The following is a 17,171-nucleotide window of genomic DNA, read 5'->3' as shown; positions in this document are numbered from 1 at the left end:
CTTTTTCCCGCGAGGGATTATGCGGGGTAGGGGGAAAGCGGCGGATGTTTCCAACGCTTTGCCACCATCAATTCAGGAGGAATACCATGCAGAAGGTAGCGGTTTTGGTCTCGGGCGGCGGGACCAATTTGCAGGCGATTCTGGATGCCCAGTCCTCCGGCGTCATCACCGACGGCCGGGTGGTGCTGGTCGTTTCCAGTAGCCCGAAGGCCTATGCGCTGGAGCGGGCGGGCCGCGCCGGTATCGAGACGGCGGTTGTGGCCCGGAAGGACTACCCGGACTCCATTAGCTACGGCAGAAGAATCATCCAGGTCCTAAACGCCCACCAGATCGATCTGGTGGTGCTGGCCGGCTTTTTGTCCATCCTCTCCAAAGAGGTGACCGACGCCTATAAGGATCGGATCATCAACATCCACCCGGCCCTGATTCCCGCTTTTTGCGGCGAGGGCTATTATGGGCTGCGGGTCCATGAGGCGGCGCTCGATTACGGCGTCAAGGTGACGGGGGCCACCGTCCACTTTGTCAACGAGGTGGCCGACGGCGGCAAAATCATTGCCCAAAAGGCGGTGGAGGTAAGGGGGGGGGACACCCCCGAAATTTTGCAGCGCCGGGTGATGGAAGAGGCGGAATGGGAGCTTTTGCCCAAAGCGGTGCAGATGCTCTGCCAAAAAAGGGAATTGGAACAAGGGAAGAAAGGGAGTTTATGATGAAAAAAAGAGCAGTTCTCAGTGTTTCTGACAAGACGGGAATCGTGGAGTTTGCCAAGGAGCTGGAAGCCCTCGGCTATGAGATCGTATCCACCGGCGGCACGGCCCGCACCCTGAGGGAAAACGGCGTCGCCGTCACCGGCGTCTCCGACATCACCGGGTTTCCCGAGTGCCTGGACGGCCGGGTGAAAACCCTGCATCCCAAGGTCCACGCGGGTATCCTCGCTATGCGCTCCAACCCCGAGCACATGCGCCAGGTGGAGGAATTGGGCGTCACCCTCATCGACGTGGTGGCCATCAACCTCTATCCCTTCAAAGCGACCATTTTAAAGCCCGGCGTGGAGCTGGAGGAAGCCATCGAGAACATCGACATCGGCGGCCCCACCATGATTCGCGCGGCGGCCAAAAACTGGCAGGACGTGGCGGTGGTGGTGGATCCCGCCGACTATCAGACCGTCATTGACGGCATCAAGGCGGGCGGCGTCTCCAAGGAGACCAAGTTTGAGCTGGCCTACAAGGTGTTCGAGCACACCGCTTCCTACGACGCCATGATCTGCAATTACCTGAGAAAACAACTGGGCAAGGACAGCCTCCCCGACACCCTGACCATGACCTACGAAAAGGTCCAGCAGATGCGTTACGGCGAGAACCCCCATCAGAACGCCGCCTTCTATAAAGAGATCGGCAATCGGGACAACGTCCTCTCTGCCGCCAAACAGCTCCACGGCAAGGAGCTTTCCTACAATAACATCAACGATGCCAACGGAGCTTTGGACGTCATTAAGGAGTTCGGCTACGACATCCCCTGCGCGGTGGGCGTTAAGCACGCCAACCCCTGCGGCGTCGGACTGGGAGAGACGATCCTGGAAGCTTACCAGAAAGCCTACGAGGCGGACCCGGTGTCCATCTTCGGGGGCATCGTGGCTCTCAACCGGGAGGTGGACGAAGCCACCGCCACCGAACTCGCCAAAATTTTCTTGGAAATCATCATCGCCCCCTCCTTCTCCAAGGAGGCAATGGAAATCCTCACCAAGAAAAAGAACATCCGCCTCTTGGAGCTGCCGGGGCTCGCGAACCCCAACACCTCCGACATGGTAGATATGAAAAAGGTGGCGGGAGGCCTGCTGGTGCAGGAGATCGACACCAAAATCTACAATCCCCAGGATCTCAAAGTGGTCACCGACCGCGCCCCCACCGACGAGGAGATGAAGGATCTGCTCTTTGCCTGGAAGGTGGTCAAGCACACCAAATCCAATGCCATTGTGCTGGCTAAAAATGACCAGACCGTGGGCGTGGGCCCCGGCCAGACCAACCGCATCACCGCATTGGAGCTGGCGATCAAATACGGCAGCGACAAGGTCAAAGGCTCGGTGATGGCCTCCGACGCCTTCTTCCCCTTCTCCGACTGCGTGGAGGCGGCCGAAAAGGCGGGCATCACCGCCATCATCCAGCCGGGCGGTTCCATCCGCGACCAGGAGAGCATTGACGCCTGCAACAAAGCGGGCATTGCCATGCTCTTCACCGGCATGCGGCACTTTAAGCACTAAGGAGGTCGAAGTGATGAAAGTATTGATCGTAGGCTCCGGCGGCCGGGAGCACGCCATTGCGCGCAAGCTGAAGGAATCCCCCCAGGTCACGCAGCTCTACTGCTGCCCCTCCAACGCGGGCATCAATCAGATCGCGACCTCGGTGCCCGTCAAGGCCACCGACATCGACGGGGTGGTAAAGTTTGCCACGGAGAACCACATGGACATGGTGGTGGTGGCCCCCGACGATCCGCTGGTGCTGGGAATGGTGGACGCGCTGGAAGCGGCCGGCATCAAGACCTTTGGACCCCGCTCTGAGGCGGCCATGATCGAGGGGAGCAAGGTCTTCTCCAAGAACCTGATGAAAAAGTATCACATCCCCACAGCGGCCTATGAAGTATTTCACGACGCAAAAAGCGCCCTTGACTATATTAAGGAGAAAAACGAGTTCCCGGTGGTCATCAAGGCCGACGGGCTGGCGCTGGGCAAGGGCGTCATCATCGCACAGACCCTGGCCGACGCTGAGGACGGGATTCAGTCCATCATGGAGGACAAAATTTTCGGCGCTTCGGGCAATCAGGTGGTGGTGGAAGAATTCCTCACCGGTCCCGAGGTATCGGTGCTGGCCTTCACCGACTCCAAGACCATGGCGCCCATGGTCTCCTCCATGGACCATAAGCGCATCGGGGACGGGGACACCGGCCCCAACACAGGCGGCATGGGGACCATTGCCCCCAACCCCTACTACACCCCGGAGATGGCCGAGCGCTGCATGAAAGAGATTTTTCTGCCCACCATGGAGGCCATGAACAAGGAGGGCCGTCCCTTTAAGGGATGCCTCTACTTTGGGCTGATGCTCACACCCAAGGGTCCCTATGTCATTGAGTACAACTGCCGCTTCGGCGACCCGGAGACCCAGGTTGTCCTGCCGCTGCTCAAAACCGACCTGTACGAGATCTTCGACGCCATCCATGAGGAGCGCCTGGGAGAATTGCAGGTGGAGTGGGAGGACAAAGCCGCGGCCTGCGTCATCATGGCGTCGGGCGGCTACCCGAAAAAGTACGAGACCGGCAAGGAGATCACGGGGCTTGCCACGGTGGAACAACTCCCCGATATCACCGTCTTCCACGCGGGAACGGCCGGCAAGGACGGCAGGCTCGTGACCGCCGGCGGACGGGTGCTGGGCGTGACCGCCGTCGGGGACGGCTTGGAGAACGCCCTTGACAAAGCCTACCAGGCGGTGGAGCGCATCCATTTTGACGGGGCCCACTTCCGCAAAGATATCGGCCGGGTCAAGAGATAATTGCCGTAGCGCAGACAAAGCGGATGGGACCCAAAGGTCCCATCCGCTTTTTAAGAGGAGGAGCAACTATGAAAATATCACTACTCTATTATAGCAAAACCGGCCGGACGCGTGACATCGCCCAGGCTATTTTGGAGGGGATTTTGGAGGAGGCGCCCGAATGCGAAGTCCGGGCCTTCCCTCTGGACGCCATCGAAGACGCGTTTCTCTCTCAAAGCCAGGCGGTGGTTTTCGGCACCCCCACCTATTACGCCAACACCTGCTGGCAGGTGAAAAAATGGTTCGATGAGTCCCACCGCTACCGGCTGGAAGGAAAGCTGGGAGCCGTCTTTGCCACCGCCGACTATATCCAGGGCGGGGCGGACACCGCCATCATGAACATCATCGGTCACATGCTGGTCAAAGGGATGCTGGTCTACTCGGGCGGCTCGGCCCTGGGCCAGCCCTATCTGCACCTGGGCTGTGTGGTGGTCAAAGACCAGGTGGAAACGGGTAAGGCCCAGGCTAAAGTCTTTGGCCGGCGCATTGCCGCCAAGGCAAACGCCCTCTTCGGAGCGGGGGAGAAAGCATGAGGCGCCGGGAGCGGGAGGTGACCGACCCCGCGACCATCCGGGCGATATTGGAGGAGTGCGACGTCTGCCATCTGGGCCTTGTGGACGACGGCCGGGCCTATGTGGTTCCGCTCAACTTCGGCTATTCGCTGGAGGACGGGGAACTCACCCTCTATTTCCATTGTGCCAAGCAGGGAAGAAAACTCGACATCCTGAGAAAGAATCCCCAGGTGTCCTTTGCCATCGACCGGCCCTATCGCCTCATCACCGGCCCCAATGCCTGCGATTATACCATGACCTTTGGAAGCGTTTTGGGGGAGGGGACGGCCAGAATTGTGGAGGACCCGGCGGAGAAAAGGGCCATGCTCTTTTGCCTGATGCGAAAGTTTACAAGGGAGGAACTACCACTGCCCGAAAAAAATCTGACCGGCGTGACGGTAATAGAAGTGAAGGCTTTTAGCTTTACAGCAAAGAAAAACGGCTAGGAAGAAAGGAAATAGAAGATGAGCGAATTTATGACACCGCCCAACCATGTGAATTTCAAAGCCAAGAAGCTGTTTGGGGAGATGGGGAAGATTCTCGACGGCGCCATCGCCTATATCGATGTAAACGGCGGCGGCCCCACCGAACTACACACCCATGCCCACAGCCACCTGTTCATCGTCACCCAGGGAGAGGCGAAAATCCAGCTGGATACCGAGGAAGTCATCGTGAAGAAGGACGAGAGCTTCTTAGTGGATGGACAGGTCCCCCACGCGGTCTGGAACCACAGCGAGGAAGAGACGGTGATGATCGGCATTTCCGTCAAATAGTTCCCGCAGGCAGTGTTCTTTGTCTTAAAAACCAAATATTTTTCTTCCCCTGTGGGCAAACTAACCCACAGAATATGGGGGAGGTGATACCCGTGGCAAAACGGGTGGTTGGCATTCTCAGCGTTTTGATTTTGCTTTTTAGTCTCATCTTTTTCCGCATCTTTTCGCTGACAACGCAGGATACTCTGGCCATGGCGGCCGACAAACAAAGCTCTTATCTGCTGGAGGTGGGGCAGTCCCGCGGCATGATCTATGACACCTATGGAAGACCCCTCGTCAATACGTCGGTGGACCATATTGCCGCCGTGGTTCCCACGCCGGAATCCATCACGGCGCTGACGTCTCTTTTGCGGGGACAAAAGCGCAGCTATGTGGTGGAAAAGGGGGAGGACAATCTCCCCTTCACCGTCAATATCGGGTACCTGGATGTAGACTGCGGCGACATCACGATTTTTGACCAGCCGGACCGGTATGGCTCGGAGAATTTCTGCCGCCATGTCATCGGTTACCTGGACAGCGAGGGCCACGGGGTGGACGGCTTGGAAAAGGTCTTCGACGACGTTCTCTCCCAGAGCACCAAGACCACCTCGGCGCGCTACCAGGTGGACGCCCTGGGTCGGGCGCTCTCGGGAAGCCAGCTGGAAGTGGTGGAGGAGGGTAGCGACAAAAAGGGCGTCATGCTGACCATCGACCGGGACATCCAGCGCATCGCCCAAAACGCGGCCCGCAAGGGCATTGAAAAGGGCGCGGTGGTGGTGATGGACACGGCCACCGGGGAAATCAAGGCTCTGGTCAGCGTCCCGAGCTACGACGCGGAAAATGTGGGGGCGTCCCTGAGCGACGAGCGGGGCCCCCTCATCAACCGGACCATGACCCCCTATAACGTGGGCTCCACCTTCAAGCTTTTGGTGTGCGCGGCGGCGCTGGAAAAGGGAATTTCTCCCGATACCACCTTTGAATGCAAGGGGGCCATCGACATCCAGGGCCAAATCTTCCACTGTCACAACCTGGCCGGACACGGATATTCCGACATGAACCGGGCGGTGGAGGTTTCCTGCAACCCCTATTTTATCCAACTGGCCCTCCAGGTGGGGTATGAGGACATCGCCAAAATGGCCGACGCCATGGGACTCGGCAAGGAGGACATCTTTTACACCGATTACGCCTCGGCGGCGGGCCATATGACCACCGCGGACGAAATAAAAAATGAGGCGACGCTGGCAAACCTGGGCTTTGGCCAGGGCACCCTGATGGCCACGCCCATCCAGATCGCCAAACTCATCAGCGCTATCGCCAACGGCGGTTACGCGGTGACGCCCAGTCTTGTGAGGGGCGTCACCGACAGCGAGGGCAAGGAATTGGAGGAGGCCATGGACATCTTGGAGCCCACCCGCATCATGAGCGCGGAGACGGCCGGTAAGGTGCAGAACTTCATGATCAACGTGGTGGACGAGGGCAGCGGTAAGAAGGCGAAGCCCGACTACTGCGTGGCGGGGGGCAAGACGGCCTCGGCCCAGACGGGCATGTTCCAAAATGGGGAGGAGCTCATTCACGCATGGTTCTCCGGTTTCTGCGATGTGGGGGAGCACCGGTATGCCATCGTGGTGCTCTGCGAGGAAAAGGAGTCGGGCGGCGACTTCGCGGCCCCCGTTTTTAAAGAGATCGCCGATTCCATGGAAAAAAACCACGTCGGTTAGCGGCGCGCTCCCATCGTCCTTTTCCAAAGAATGGTCGATTTCGCTTGAAATTCCAGGCGAGATCGTTTATAATTTGAACCATCCTACAGGACAATAGAGGAATGAGGTGGGAAGCATGGCGGAAAATAAAGGGTACCGCATTACGACGGACAACAATGTGGACCTGCCGGACTCCTATTTGAAGGAGCACAATCTGGCAGTCACCTATTTTACCTATACCATCGACGATGTGGCTTATTCCAGCGACGATCCCAACATGGGCATCCACGAATTTTACGACAAGATGCGCGGGGGTTCGGTCGTCAAAACCCAGCAGATCAATCCGGACCAGGCCATCGACTTTTTTAGAACCTATCTTCAAGAGGGATATGATCTTTTGCATGTGGCCTTTTCATCGGGGCTCAGCGGCACGTTTAACAACATGCGTCTGGCGTGGGACGATCTGCGCGAGGAGTTCCCCGAGCGCAAGGTGATTGTGGTCGACTCCCTGTGCGCCTCCATGGGCCAGGGGCTTTTGGTGCACAAGGCGCTGGAGCTGCAAAAGGAAGGCAAGTCCATGGAAGAGGTGGCCCGGTGGCTGGAAGAAAACCGGCTGCACCTGTGCCACAACTTCACGGTAGAGGATTTAGCCTATCTCCACCGGGGCGGCCGGATTTCCAAGACCACGGCGGTGGTGGGCACCATGCTTGGCATCAAGCCCGTTCTCCACGTGGACGACGCGGGCAAGCTGGTACCGGAGGGCAAAATCCGGGGTCGGAAGCAGTCGCTGATCGCCTTGGTGGACAATATGGAGCGAAAGCTGGGCGGATATCAAAACGACGTGGTCTTCATCTCCCACGGGGACTGCGAGGAAGACGCCCTGTTTGTCAAGGACTTGGTGGAAAAGCGCTTCGGCATCAAAGCTTTTGTCATGGGCTACATCAGTCCCATCATCGGCGCCCATTCGGGGCCGGGCACCGTGGCCCTCTTCTTTATGGGGGAGACAAGATAAACTGTATAGGCAATTGCCGCCGCAATTTGCGGCGGCTTTTTTGCGCCCATTTTTCCCTATCCCTCATTTTTTACGCAAAGATGCGCACACTAAAGTGAGAAGATCAGCGCAATCGCGCTGGAAATTTTCCGAAAGGAAGGGTGCTATGGACGAAAAGAAGATTCGGCTGCAGGTGACGGGCATGACCTGCGCCGCCTGCGCAGTATCCAGTGAAAAGGCCATCCGCCGGGTGCCGGGCGTCATCGAGGCCACGGTGAACCTGGCCACCAACACGGCCACGGTGCGGATGCGGGGGGAACTCAAAGACAGCGAGATCGTCCGGGCTATCGAGAAAGTGGGCTTCGGCGCCACCATCCTCACCGACGAGGAAACCGGGCTGGGCGCCGAGAAGAGCCGGTTTCGCTCCTGGGAAATTGCCGTGGCGCTCATTCTGGGGCTTTTTACCCTCTATATCGGCATGTCCCACATGCTGCCGTTCCCACTTTGGCTGCCCTCCATCATTGACGCGGCAGAACACCCGTTTAACTTCGGCCTCATCCAACTTATCTTCACCTTGCCCATTTTGATCGCGGGGCGCAGCTTCTTTATAAACGGCGCCAAGAATCTTGTGCGGCTTCACCCCAACATGGATTCCCTGGTGGCCATCGGTACGGGGAGCGCCTTTCTATACAGCCTTTACTACCTCTGGCGCATTTACGAGGGGGACGCCCACGCGGTGCACAACCTCTATTTTGAGTCGGCGGCCGTGGTGGTGGCTTTGGTGCTGCTGGGCAAATTCCTCGAGGAGCGCAGCAAAAACCAGGCCCGTTCCGCCATCAAATCCCTGGTCTCCATGATTCCTCAGACCGCCGTGGTCATCCGGGAGGAGGGGGAAGTGGAGGTCCCCGCCGGGGAAGTCCAGGTGGGGGACAAGGTGGTGGTCAAGCCCGGCGGCCGCATCCCAGTGGACGCCGTGGTGCTCTCGGGGGAAGCGGCGGTGGATGAATCCATGCTCACCGGGGAGAGCCTCCCCGTCTTCAAGGAGCCGGAATCCAAGGTGTCAGGCGGCACCATCTGCAAAGACGGACATCTGGTCCTGAGAGCCACCGGCGTGGGCGGGGACACCGCCATCTCCCAGGTGCTCAAGCTCGTCACCGAGGCCCAGAACCGCAAGGCCCCTGCGGCCCGCCTCGCCGACCAGATTTCCGGCATCTTTGTGCCGGCGGTCATCGTCATCGCCGTTGTCAGCGCCGTCATCTGGTGGCTGGTTGGAGAGGACCTCCACTTTATTATCAATGTCTTTGTTTCTGTATTGGTGGTGGCCTGCCCCTGCTCCCTGGGACTGGCGACCCCCATCGCTGTCATGGCCGGGTCGGGCCGGGGGGCATCTTTGGGCATCCTCTACCGGGGCGGCGACGTGATGGAGGCCGCCGCCAAGGTGGACACGGTGCTCTTTGACAAAACCGGCACCATCACGAAGGGGGAGCTGGCCATCCATTCCATCCTCCCGATGGCGGGGGTGAGGGAAGAGGAGGTCATGCGTCTGACGGTCTGGGCCGAATACGGCTCCCAGCACCCCATCGCGGAGGCCGTCGCCCGGTACGCGGCAGAGCATGAAATCCAGGTGCATCCGCCCAGGAACACCAAGACGGTAGCGGGCCGGGGCATCATCGCCGAATATGAGGACATGACCATCACGGCGGGGACGCTCAAGTTGCTGGCGGGCCGGCAAATCGAGATTAGGGAAGAGTCCCTTCCGGAAATACCAGACGGCTGCACGGCCATCTATCTGGCCCGGGACAAAGAGGTGCTGGGCGCGGTAGCCCTCTCCGACACCATTAAGGAGGACGCGGCCCACGCGGTGAGCCTCCTAAAGGAGATGGGGGTGGAGACGGCCATGATCACCGGGGACAACGCCAAGGCGGCCGGTCTCATCGCCAAGCAGGCGGGACTCAGCCGGATACTGGCCAACGTCCTGCCCGGGGACAAGGCCGGGGAGGTCCAGCGCCTTAAAGAACAGGGTAGGCGGGTGGCCATGACCGGCGACGGCATCAACGACGCCCCCGCTCTTGCCGCCGCCGATGTGGGCATCTCCGTCTTCGGCGGCACCGACGTTTCCGCCGAGTCCTCCGGCATCATTCTCATGCGGGAGGAGCTGACCTCGGTGGTGGACGCCCTGTCCCTCTCCCGCAAGACCCTGCGGATTATCAGAGAGAATCTGTTCTGGGCCTTTATTTATAACACCATCGGCATTCCCATCGCGGCGGGCGTGCTCTACGCGTTTGGGGGGCCTCTGCTCTCTCCGGTGTTCGCCGGAGCGGCCATGGCGCTCTCCTCGGTGTCGGTGGTGCTCAATTCCCTGCGTCTCTCGCGTTTTCAAAGGGTAGACAATCAGAAAGGATGAAGAAAATGAAAGAAAGATTTATTGTGGACGGTATGAGCTGCAGCGCCTGCTCCCGCAGAATTGAAGAAGGTCTCAAAAAGCTCCAGGGAGTCCGGGAGGTGGAAGTCCACCTCGACGCCAAGACCGTGGTGGTGTCCGGCGACAGCTTGGACCAGCGCGTTCTTAAAAACGAAATCGAAGCGCTGGGCTACGACGTGGCCGTCATGTCCTAAGTCGCAAAGAGCTTAAAAAACGCAGCCGCGTCATGCGGCTGCGTTTTTTTTGAGTGTGTACGTTTTCTGCTGTGCCCCAATAGAAATCAATTGTTCCTCAGGATAAAATAATGACATGAAAGGGGCCGGTTGACAATTCTGCTCGCTGCTCTTAGAATGGAAATAGTTATCCTTTTGCTCTCAAACGCCTAAGGCAGACAATTTGAACTCATTAGAAGCGAGGTATGATACGATGGCGCTTCATCTTGCAGGATGGAATGTTGTGTTGGATTCCGATAAAGCGGACGAGCTGTCTGCATTTTACGAAAAATTGTTGGGCTGGACCCGATTCAAAGGCGAGGAATATACAGTCCTGGTCAATCTAGAACAAGAAGGGATACCCACTTGGATTACCATTCAACAGGTGGATGACTATGTCCCGCCCGTTTGGCCTGCGACAAAAGAGGAGCAACAACAAATGGCCCATTTAGATTTTCATGTTTTAGATGTGGAAATAGGTGTCCAGCATGCCCTAGCGTGTGGGGCAACCCTGTCGGAAATCCAATTCGATGATCGTTGGCGGGTCATGATTGATCCCGCGGGCCATCCGTTTTGTATACTCCCTCCCATCATGCCTTGGAAGTAAGGGCTAAAAGCCCAGTTCCCATCGCCGCCCCGCTCTACAAAACCGCGCTGTTCTGGTTATGCCGGCGGATACGTGGGAAAATGGTCATTTTATGCGGATTTGCGGAGCGTGCCTATGACGCGCAGACTTGTGACACCAAAAAATAAAAGTCAATGCGCAGGGCATTCGCGTTAAGCGCTCCGCCCTCAATGCGCAAAAAAAATAGCCGCTTTGCGGCTATTTTTATGCACCTGGTTTTTAAAAGGCAACCTTGACGATGGAGCCGTATTTTTCCTCAATAAACTTCTTGGACTCTTCAGAGCGCAGGGCGTCGGCCAGGAGTTTGATGTCCTCCCGGTTCTCGTCGCCGGTGTGGACCGCGAGAATGTTGACATATTTCTGGGCGGCCTCGGTGCTGTCTTCCTCGGTGACCAGGACTTTGTCGATGAGGCCCGCTTCTAGCGCGTAGTTACCGTTGATGACGGCGATGTCCACATCGCCCAGGGTGCGGGGCACCTGAGCCGCCTCGATTTCGGTAAATTTGAAATTGTGAGGGTTCTCGGCGATATCGTTGACGGTGGCGGTCACATCCGCGCCGTCCTCCAGCTTGATCAGGCCGCTCGCCTCCAGGAGAAGGAGCGCCCGGGTCTCATTGGTCGGGTCGTTGGGAACAGCCACCTCGGCGCCGTCCTTGAGCGCCCCAAGATCGGTGAGCTTTTCGCTGTAAATGCCCATCAGCTCATAGTGAATGTTGGCGGCCACAGAAAGCTGGGTCCCCTTTTCGGCGTTAAACTTTTCCAGATAGGGGCCGTGCTGGAAGTAGTTGGCGTCCAAGTCCCCCTGGTCCAGCGCCGTGTTGGGCATGACATAGTCGGTAAATTCCACGATCTGCAGGTCAATTCCCTTTTCGGCCAGCAGAGGCTTGATATTTTCTAAAATTTCAGCGTGGGGGGAGGGATTGGCGCCCACCTTGAGCACCTTGAGGCTTTCTCCGCCGGAGGCGGAGGAGGATTCCTCCTTTGCTCCGCAGGAGGCGAGGGCAAAAACAAGGACCAGAGCCAAGAGACCTGCTAAAATTTTCTTGGTTGCTTTCATAGGTAGTTCCTCTCTTTCTTTATCGGTTTCGTTTGTCGATTTTGTTGGCGGCCAGGTTAAAGATGCACTGAATGACCTGGACGATGATGACAAGCAAAATGATCGTGATAATCATGATGTCGCTTTGATAGCGGTGGTAGCCGTAGCGGATGGCGATGTCGCCCAGTCCTCCCGCGCCCACGCAGCCGGCCATGGCCGAGTAGCCGATGAGGGTGATGGTGGTGATGGAACCGCCCCGGATGAGGGAGGGGATGGCCTCGGGGAGAAGCACCTTATAGATAATTTGCCAGTTGGAAGCGCCCATGGTTTTGGCGGCCTCCACAATGCCGGAATCCAGTTCCTCCAAGGACTGCTCTACCAGTCGGGCGATAAAGGGCGCGGCGGCGATGACCAGCGGCACGATGGCCGCGGTGGGGCCGATGGTCCGGCCGATGACGAACTTCGTAAAGGGAATCAGGGCCACAATCAGGATGATGAAGGGGATGGAGCGGCCGATATTGACAATCCAGCCCAAGACCATGTTGAGCTTGCGGCAGGGTTTGATGCCGTTTCTGCCGGTAATGACGGTGAGGATGCCCAGAGGCAGGCCGATGAGATAGGCAAAGAGGGTGGAGAGAAGGGTCATATATAAGGTGCCTCCGATGCCTTCGAGCAGCATGAAAATAATCTTCGTAGTCACTACCGGTCACCTCCTTGCGTCTGGCCCAAGAGAAGACGGGTGATGTCGCTCTTGGGATGCTCCAACACTTCGCTGGTTTCGCCCATTTCAATAAGATTGCTGTTATCGATGACGGCCACTCGGTTGCAGATGGCCCGCACCACCCCGATCTCGTGGGTGATGATGAGGATGGTGACTCCCAGCTCTTTATTGATCTCCTTGAGTAGGTCCAGGATGGAGCGGGTGGTCAGGGAGTCGAGGGCGGAGGTCGGCTCGTCGCAGAGTAGGAGCTTGGGCTTGACCGCCAGGGCCCGGGCGATGGCCACCCGCTGTTTCTGCCCGCCGGAGAGCTGGGAGGGATAGGCCTGGGCCTTGTCGGAGAGGCCCACCAGCTCTAAAAGTTCCATAGCGCGCTTTAGAGCCGCCTCCTTGGGCATTCGTCCGATCTCCAGTGGGAACATAACGTTTTTGATGACCGTGCGCTGCATGAGCAGGTTGTAGCCTTGGAAGATGACACCGATTTCCCGGCGCATCTTGATGAGCGCCGCGTTCTTGAGCCCCTGGACCGGCTGCCCGTCGATGGAGATGGTGCCGGCGGTGGGCTGCTCTAGGAGAGCGATGCAGCGCAGTAATGTGCTTTTTCCCGCACCGCTCATACCGATGACGCCGAAGATGTCCCGGTCGGCGATGGAAAGATTGATGTTGTCCAGCGCCCGGATGCTGCCGTCGGCGCCAAAGACTTTGGTGAGACCAGTAATTTCGATCATATTTTTCACCGTCCACTTTCTGCTACATGGGCAAGATTTTCGGTTGGATATGTGTTGGGAATGGTTCTTCATCGGAGCGGGTAAGGGTTCTTTCGCCCCAGTTTTCCCGACCGCCGGAAGAACGGGGCGCCGAAGGAGCTCCGCTTTCGGGCACCCCAGGGCACAATACAAAAAAGCTCCCGCCGCCGGATTATGCATCCGAGGACGAGAGCCATCGCTTCGTGTTACCACCTCTGTTTGCCGTCGGACTCACATCCGGCAGCCTCATCAGGTACGGCGAAAAAATCCGCTTATACCATCTCGCTTTAACGGGCGAATGCGTCGCAGCCTGGCAATGATGCGTCGGTGCGCAGCTCCGAGACCATGTTCAGCAAAACAATCTTCCTGCCCGTTCTCAGCCTACCGGACTCTCTGTGAGGGTTCTTTTGCCTACTCTTCTCTTCACAGCCTTTGTGGTTATTGCCATCATTCTACCCTATTTTCTCCCTTTCGTCAACAGAAATTTTGCGAGGAAATTTTGGGCGGTTTCCGCGCCCTCCTGGGAGGCACAAAAAATGGTGTCGGATATAGGAAAAAAATTGAAGACTTTCTTCATGTAAAGTTAAGACTTCCGTAAGATTAAGTAAGAGAATGTTTATTGTTTTCGCCCCCTATTTCCTCTATGATGGGATTAGCAAAAACGAAAATAACAGGCGGAAGGGATGCTTTCCGCATGAGGAAAAGAGGAAAACGGCATGCTTTCCATCATTCAAGGCGTCAACCTGACCATCTGCGTCATCTTCACAGCCTGCTATTCCTATCAAATGGTTTATGCGGTGCTCAGTCTGTTTTTGCGCCCCAAGAAGTATGAGGCCAAGGAGGAGCATCGTTATGCCGTCCTCATCCCCGCGCGCAATGAGCGCTCGGTGCTGCCGGGGCTCATCGAAAGCATCCGGAAGCAGAATTATCCCCAGGAGCTCATCGACCTGTATGTGGTGGCCGACAACTGCACCGACGATACGGCCCAAGTGGTGCGCCGGGCCGGGGCAAAAGTCTTCGAGCGATTTAATCAGCGCCTGGTGGGGAAGGGCTATGCCCTCCACGATCTGTTTAACGAGATGAAACAGGACGGCGTTTTAGAAAAATACGACGGCTTCTTTGTCTTTGACGCGGACAACCTCCTGGATGAAAACTACATCCGGGAGATGAACAAGGTCTTTGACAGCGGCTACCGGGTGGTGACCAGCTACCGCAACTCCAAAAACTACGATTCCAACTGGATTTCCGCCGGATATTCCCTGTGGTTTCTCAGAGAGGCCAAATTCCTCAACCACGTCCGGATGCGCCTGCACACCAGCTGCGCCATTTCGGGCACCGGATTCCTCATCCACCGGGACATCGTGGAGAGAAATGGCGGCTGGAAGCACTATCTGCTCACCGAGGACATCGAGTTTACCGTAGACAGCGTGCTGCAGGGCGAAAAAATTGGCTACTGCGCCACGGCCAAGCTCTACGACGAGCAGCCCATCGCCTTCAAGCAGTCCTGGAACCAGCGCCTGCGCTGGGCCAAGGGCAGCTACCAGGTCTTCGGACATTACGGCGGTGCCCTAGTCAAGCAGGCGGTGAAAAAGCGCAGCTTCTCCTGCTACGACATGATCATGAATGTATCTCCAGCCATGTTCGTCACCTTCGCGAGCCTTTTATTTAACGGCATTTTCTGTATCGTGGGCATCTTTAATCTGCGTGTGGCGCCCCAGATCATCCCGGCCACCCTCCTTGCCATCGCCGGGTCCTGTCTCAACGTCTATCTGCTGGCCTTTGTCATGGGGACGCTCACCACCCTCACCGAATGGAAGGAAATTCATTGCCCCACGGGGAAAAAGATTTTCTATCTCTTTACTTTCCCGCTGTTTATGATGACCTATATCCCCATCGCGGTCTGCGCCCTCTTCCAGAAGATCACCTGGAAGCCCATCGAGCATACCGTCGTCAAAACCATCGAGGACTTTCAGTCTTGAAGATAAAAAGAGTACGCCGTTTAGGCGTGCTCTTTTTTTACTTCTTGTGATCGTGACTAATGCTGAGGTTTATTTTTTGTTCAAAGTGTGATATACTAAACTTACATCAGAGTTTTCGTTCTGCCGCACCTCGCTCGTACTGCCCATGAAAATGAAGGGCCGGTGGCAGGAAGGACTTACCAAAAACTCGGTTAATATCAGATCGGGATTCGGCTCCCGAAGACAAGACGCCGCAGGATGAGAGCTGCGGTGGGCAGACGTCTGTCTGGAAAGATTAGGTAAATATAAGCATGAAATTTGAACAACTGCATCTCATTACGCCGCTACTTCGGGCGGTAGAACAGGAAGGATACGAAACACCATCCCCCATCCAGGAAAAAGCGATCCCCGGCGCGCTGGAAGGCCGGGACATCCTGGGATGCGCCCAGACCGGTACAGGAAAGACGGCCGCCTTTGCGCTTCCCATTCTCCAACGCCTCGCCCCACATGCCAAGGAGCAGGGCAGACGCCCTATCCGTGCGCTGGTACTGACTCCCACCCGGGAGTTGGCGTTGCAAATCTACGAAAACTTTTGCGGTTACGGCCGTCATCTGCGCCTGCGCAGCGCGGTGATTTTCGGCGGCGTTTCCCAGGTGCCCCAGGTGGAGGCCCTGCGCCGCGGAGTGGACATTCTGGTGGCCACGCCGGGTAGGCTGTGGGATCTAATGAACCAGGGACACATTCGTTTGGACGCGGTGGAAATCTTTGTGCTGGACGAAGCCGACCGGATGCTGGACATGGGCTTTGTCAACGATGTCAAAAAGATCGTGGCCAAGCTTCCGCAAAAGAAGCAAACCCTGTTTTTCTCGGCCACCATGCCCAGAGAGATTCAGGAGCTTGTTTCCTCGCTGCTGACTAACCCCATCCGGGTGGAAGTGACACCCCAAGCTACCACGGTGGAGCTCATTGACCAGTCGGTGTATTTTGTGGATAAGGCCAACAAGCGCCGCTTATTGACCCACTTGCTTCGGGATGACAAGGTCACGTCGGCGTTGGTCTTTACCCGTACCAAGCACGGCGCGGACCGTGTGGTCCGGGAACTAGGCCGGGACAAAATTAATGCCCAGGCCATCCACGGCAATAAGTCCCAGAACGCCAGGCAGCAGGCGCTGCAAAACTTTAAAAGCGGGAAAATCCGGGTGCTGGTGGCCACCGATATCGCCGCACGTGGCATCGACGTGGAGGAACTCTCCCACGTGTTTAACTACGATTTGCCCAACATCCCCGAGACCTATGTCCATCGCATCGGACGCACCGGCCGCGCGGGGCTCAGCGGCACGGCCATCTCTTTTTGTGACTATGAGGAAAAGGCATATCTGAGCGATATCGAAAAGCTCATCGGCAAACCGGTGCCGGTGGTAGAGGATCATCCCTATCCCATGCAGGTCTTTGAGGTGGCTCCCAATCAGGAACGGGGCCAGCGGAGACCGTCCCATCAGCAGGGGAGACAACAGCCGGACGGGAAAGGGAAAAGCGCCCAGGAGGGGAGACGCCCCGCGCAAAGACCGGCGGCTCCCAGACAGAATAACCCCGTCAAGGCGGCACGGCCGTCTCAGCAGAGCGTTAAGGAGCCGGCATCCCAGGCGCCGCATCAAAATAAGCGGCAGAATGATGCCGCTCATGCGCCCAAAGCAGCAAACGCACAACGGAACCGGTCCAGTCAGGATCGGGGACGCGGCGGCAGAAACGGTGGAAGCCGTTCTATACGCCTGCCCAAGAACTTTGCGGAAGGGGTCATCACCCGTCCCAATCCCTGGGGGGATATTTTCTCCAAATAGGGAGATTTGGCGGGGAAACTGCCGTCATCATAATAATTTTGCAGAGAAAAA

16 protein-coding genes are annotated in these 17,171 nt (G+C 57.3%); 13 read left to right on the top strand and 3 right to left on the bottom strand.

The features are described from left to right. Positions 1-86 precede the first annotated feature (86 nt). The 11 genes from purN to H8709_RS02835 all read left to right on the top strand — a co-directional run bounded on the left by purN (position 87) and on the right by H8709_RS02835 (position 10,807). Positions 87-707 carry a phosphoribosylglycinamide formyltransferase gene (gene purN / locus H8709_RS02885; RefSeq protein WP_262396859.1) on the top strand — a complete coding sequence of 207 codons (621 nt, stop codon included), beginning with the start codon at positions 87-89 and terminating at the stop codon, positions 705-707. Next, positions 707-2,254 (top strand): bifunctional phosphoribosylaminoimidazolecarboxamide formyltransferase/IMP cyclohydrolase, encoded by a 1,548-nt coding sequence (purH, locus tag H8709_RS02880; protein ID WP_262396858.1) that lies wholly within the window; start codon positions 707-709, stop codon positions 2,252-2,254. Before purN ends, purH begins: the two co-directional genes overlap by 1 nt. 13 nt (positions 2,255-2,267) lie before the next feature. Beyond that, complete coding sequence (purD, locus tag H8709_RS02875) at positions 2,268-3,536, top strand: phosphoribosylamine--glycine ligase (RefSeq protein WP_262396857.1); 1,269 nt, start codon at positions 2,268-2,270, stop codon at positions 3,534-3,536. A gap of 68 nt (positions 3,537-3,604) precedes the next feature. Beyond that, the gene (locus tag H8709_RS02870; protein ID WP_262396856.1) at positions 3,605-4,108 is read left to right on the top strand and encodes a flavodoxin family protein; all 504 of its coding nucleotides are present in this window, start codon (positions 3,605-3,607) and stop codon (positions 4,106-4,108) included. Then, positions 4,105-4,572, top strand: a complete 468-nt coding sequence (locus H8709_RS02865; protein ID WP_262396855.1) for a pyridoxamine 5'-phosphate oxidase family protein — start codon at positions 4,105-4,107, stop codon at positions 4,570-4,572. Before H8709_RS02870 ends, H8709_RS02865 begins: the two co-directional genes overlap by 4 nt. A gap of 18 nt (positions 4,573-4,590) precedes the next feature. After that, positions 4,591-4,899, top strand: a complete 309-nt coding sequence (locus H8709_RS02860; RefSeq protein WP_262396854.1) for a cupin domain-containing protein — start codon at positions 4,591-4,593, stop codon at positions 4,897-4,899. 92 nt (positions 4,900-4,991) lie between these two features. Further along, positions 4,992-6,596, top strand: coding sequence for a peptidoglycan D,D-transpeptidase FtsI family protein (locus tag H8709_RS02855; RefSeq protein ID WP_262396853.1), 1,605 nt, complete (start codon positions 4,992-4,994; stop codon positions 6,594-6,596). Between the two features lie 115 nt (positions 6,597-6,711). Beyond that, a complete protein-coding gene (locus H8709_RS02850) occupies positions 6,712-7,587 on the top strand; it encodes a DegV family protein (RefSeq protein ID WP_262396852.1) in 876 nt (291 codons plus the stop codon). A gap of 145 nt (positions 7,588-7,732) precedes the next feature. Continuing rightward, positions 7,733-9,970, top strand: a complete 2,238-nt coding sequence (locus H8709_RS02845; RefSeq protein ID WP_262396851.1) for a heavy metal translocating P-type ATPase — start codon at positions 7,733-7,735, stop codon at positions 9,968-9,970. A 5-nt stretch (positions 9,971-9,975) separates the two neighbouring features. Continuing rightward, positions 9,976-10,182, top strand: a complete 207-nt coding sequence (locus H8709_RS02840) for a heavy-metal-associated domain-containing protein (RefSeq protein WP_262396850.1) — start codon at positions 9,976-9,978, stop codon at positions 10,180-10,182. Positions 10,183-10,447: 265 nt separating this feature from the next. Next, positions 10,448-10,807 carry a VOC family protein gene (locus H8709_RS02835; protein WP_262396849.1) on the top strand — a complete coding sequence of 120 codons (360 nt, stop codon included), beginning with the start codon at positions 10,448-10,450 and terminating at the stop codon, positions 10,805-10,807. 237 nt (positions 10,808-11,044) lie between these two features. On the opposite strand, the gene H8709_RS02830 is transcribed toward H8709_RS02835, so the two are convergent. The 3 genes from H8709_RS02830 to H8709_RS02820 are packed head-to-tail and all read right to left on the bottom strand — an operon-like array spanning position 11,045 to position 13,306. After that, the gene (locus H8709_RS02830) at positions 11,045-11,881 is read right to left on the bottom strand and encodes a MetQ/NlpA family ABC transporter substrate-binding protein (protein ID WP_262396848.1); all 837 of its coding nucleotides are present in this window, start codon (positions 11,879-11,881) and stop codon (positions 11,045-11,047) included. Between the two features lie 19 nt (positions 11,882-11,900). Further along, positions 11,901-12,539, bottom strand: a complete 639-nt coding sequence (locus H8709_RS02825) for a methionine ABC transporter permease (protein ID WP_262396990.1) — start codon at positions 12,537-12,539, stop codon at positions 11,901-11,903. Positions 12,540-12,559: 20 nt separating this feature from the next. Continuing rightward, positions 12,560-13,306, bottom strand: coding sequence for a methionine ABC transporter ATP-binding protein (locus H8709_RS02820; protein ID WP_262396847.1), 747 nt, complete (start codon positions 13,304-13,306; stop codon positions 12,560-12,562). A gap of 734 nt (positions 13,307-14,040) precedes the next feature. Here H8709_RS02820 and H8709_RS02815 point away from each other — a divergent pair. Both H8709_RS02815 and H8709_RS02810 read left to right on the top strand, forming a co-directional pair. Continuing rightward, positions 14,041-15,303, top strand: coding sequence for a glycosyltransferase family 2 protein (locus H8709_RS02815; protein ID WP_262396846.1), 1,263 nt, complete (start codon positions 14,041-14,043; stop codon positions 15,301-15,303). A 290-nt stretch (positions 15,304-15,593) separates the two neighbouring features. Then, on the top strand, positions 15,594-17,120 hold the full coding sequence (locus H8709_RS02810; protein WP_316248740.1) for a DEAD/DEAH box helicase: 1,527 nt from the start codon (positions 15,594-15,596) through the stop codon (positions 17,118-17,120). Positions 17,121-17,171: the final 51 nt, after the last annotated feature.

Origin of the sequence: Zongyangia hominis (assembly GCF_014385095.1) — a bacterium.
GTDB lineage: Bacteria > Bacillota > Clostridia > Oscillospirales > Ruminococcaceae > Zongyangia > Zongyangia hominis.
The sequence above is the reverse complement of the archived record's forward strand: the minus strand, read 5'-3'. Positions and strand labels throughout refer to the sequence as shown.

What these genes read in the sequence shown, in the direction of transcription:
- purN (WP_262396859.1), top strand. Translation starts at nt 87, where the DNA reads ATGCAGAAGGTAGCGGTTTTGGTCTCGGGCGGCGGGACCAATTTGCAG.
- purH (WP_262396858.1), top strand. Translation starts at nt 707, where the DNA reads ATGAAAAAAAGAGCAGTTCTCAGTGTTTCTGACAAGACGGGAATCGTG.
- purD (WP_262396857.1), top strand. Translation starts at nt 2,268, where the DNA reads ATGAAAGTATTGATCGTAGGCTCCGGCGGCCGGGAGCACGCCATTGCG.
- H8709_RS02870 (WP_262396856.1), top strand. Translation starts at nt 3,605, where the DNA reads ATGAAAATATCACTACTCTATTATAGCAAAACCGGCCGGACGCGTGAC.
- H8709_RS02865 (WP_262396855.1), top strand. Translation starts at nt 4,105, where the DNA reads ATGAGGCGCCGGGAGCGGGAGGTGACCGACCCCGCGACCATCCGGGCG.
- H8709_RS02860 (WP_262396854.1), top strand. Translation starts at nt 4,591, where the DNA reads ATGAGCGAATTTATGACACCGCCCAACCATGTGAATTTCAAAGCCAAG.
- H8709_RS02850 (WP_262396852.1), top strand. Translation starts at nt 6,712, where the DNA reads ATGGCGGAAAATAAAGGGTACCGCATTACGACGGACAACAATGTGGAC.
- H8709_RS02845 (WP_262396851.1), top strand. Translation starts at nt 7,733, where the DNA reads ATGGACGAAAAGAAGATTCGGCTGCAGGTGACGGGCATGACCTGCGCC.
- H8709_RS02840 (WP_262396850.1), top strand. Translation starts at nt 9,976, where the DNA reads ATGAAAGAAAGATTTATTGTGGACGGTATGAGCTGCAGCGCCTGCTCC.
- H8709_RS02830 (WP_262396848.1), bottom strand. Translation starts at nt 11,881, where the DNA reads ATGAAAGCAACCAAGAAAATTTTAGCAGGTCTCTTGGCTCTGGTCCTT.
- H8709_RS02825 (WP_262396990.1), bottom strand. Translation starts at nt 12,539, where the DNA reads ATGCTGCTCGAAGGCATCGGAGGCACCTTATATATGACCCTTCTCTCC.
- H8709_RS02820 (WP_262396847.1), bottom strand. Translation starts at nt 13,306, where the DNA reads ATGATCGAAATTACTGGTCTCACCAAAGTCTTTGGCGCCGACGGCAGC.
- H8709_RS02815 (WP_262396846.1), top strand. Translation starts at nt 14,041, where the DNA reads ATGCTTTCCATCATTCAAGGCGTCAACCTGACCATCTGCGTCATCTTC.
- H8709_RS02810 (WP_316248740.1), top strand. Translation starts at nt 15,594, where the DNA reads ATGAAATTTGAACAACTGCATCTCATTACGCCGCTACTTCGGGCGGTA.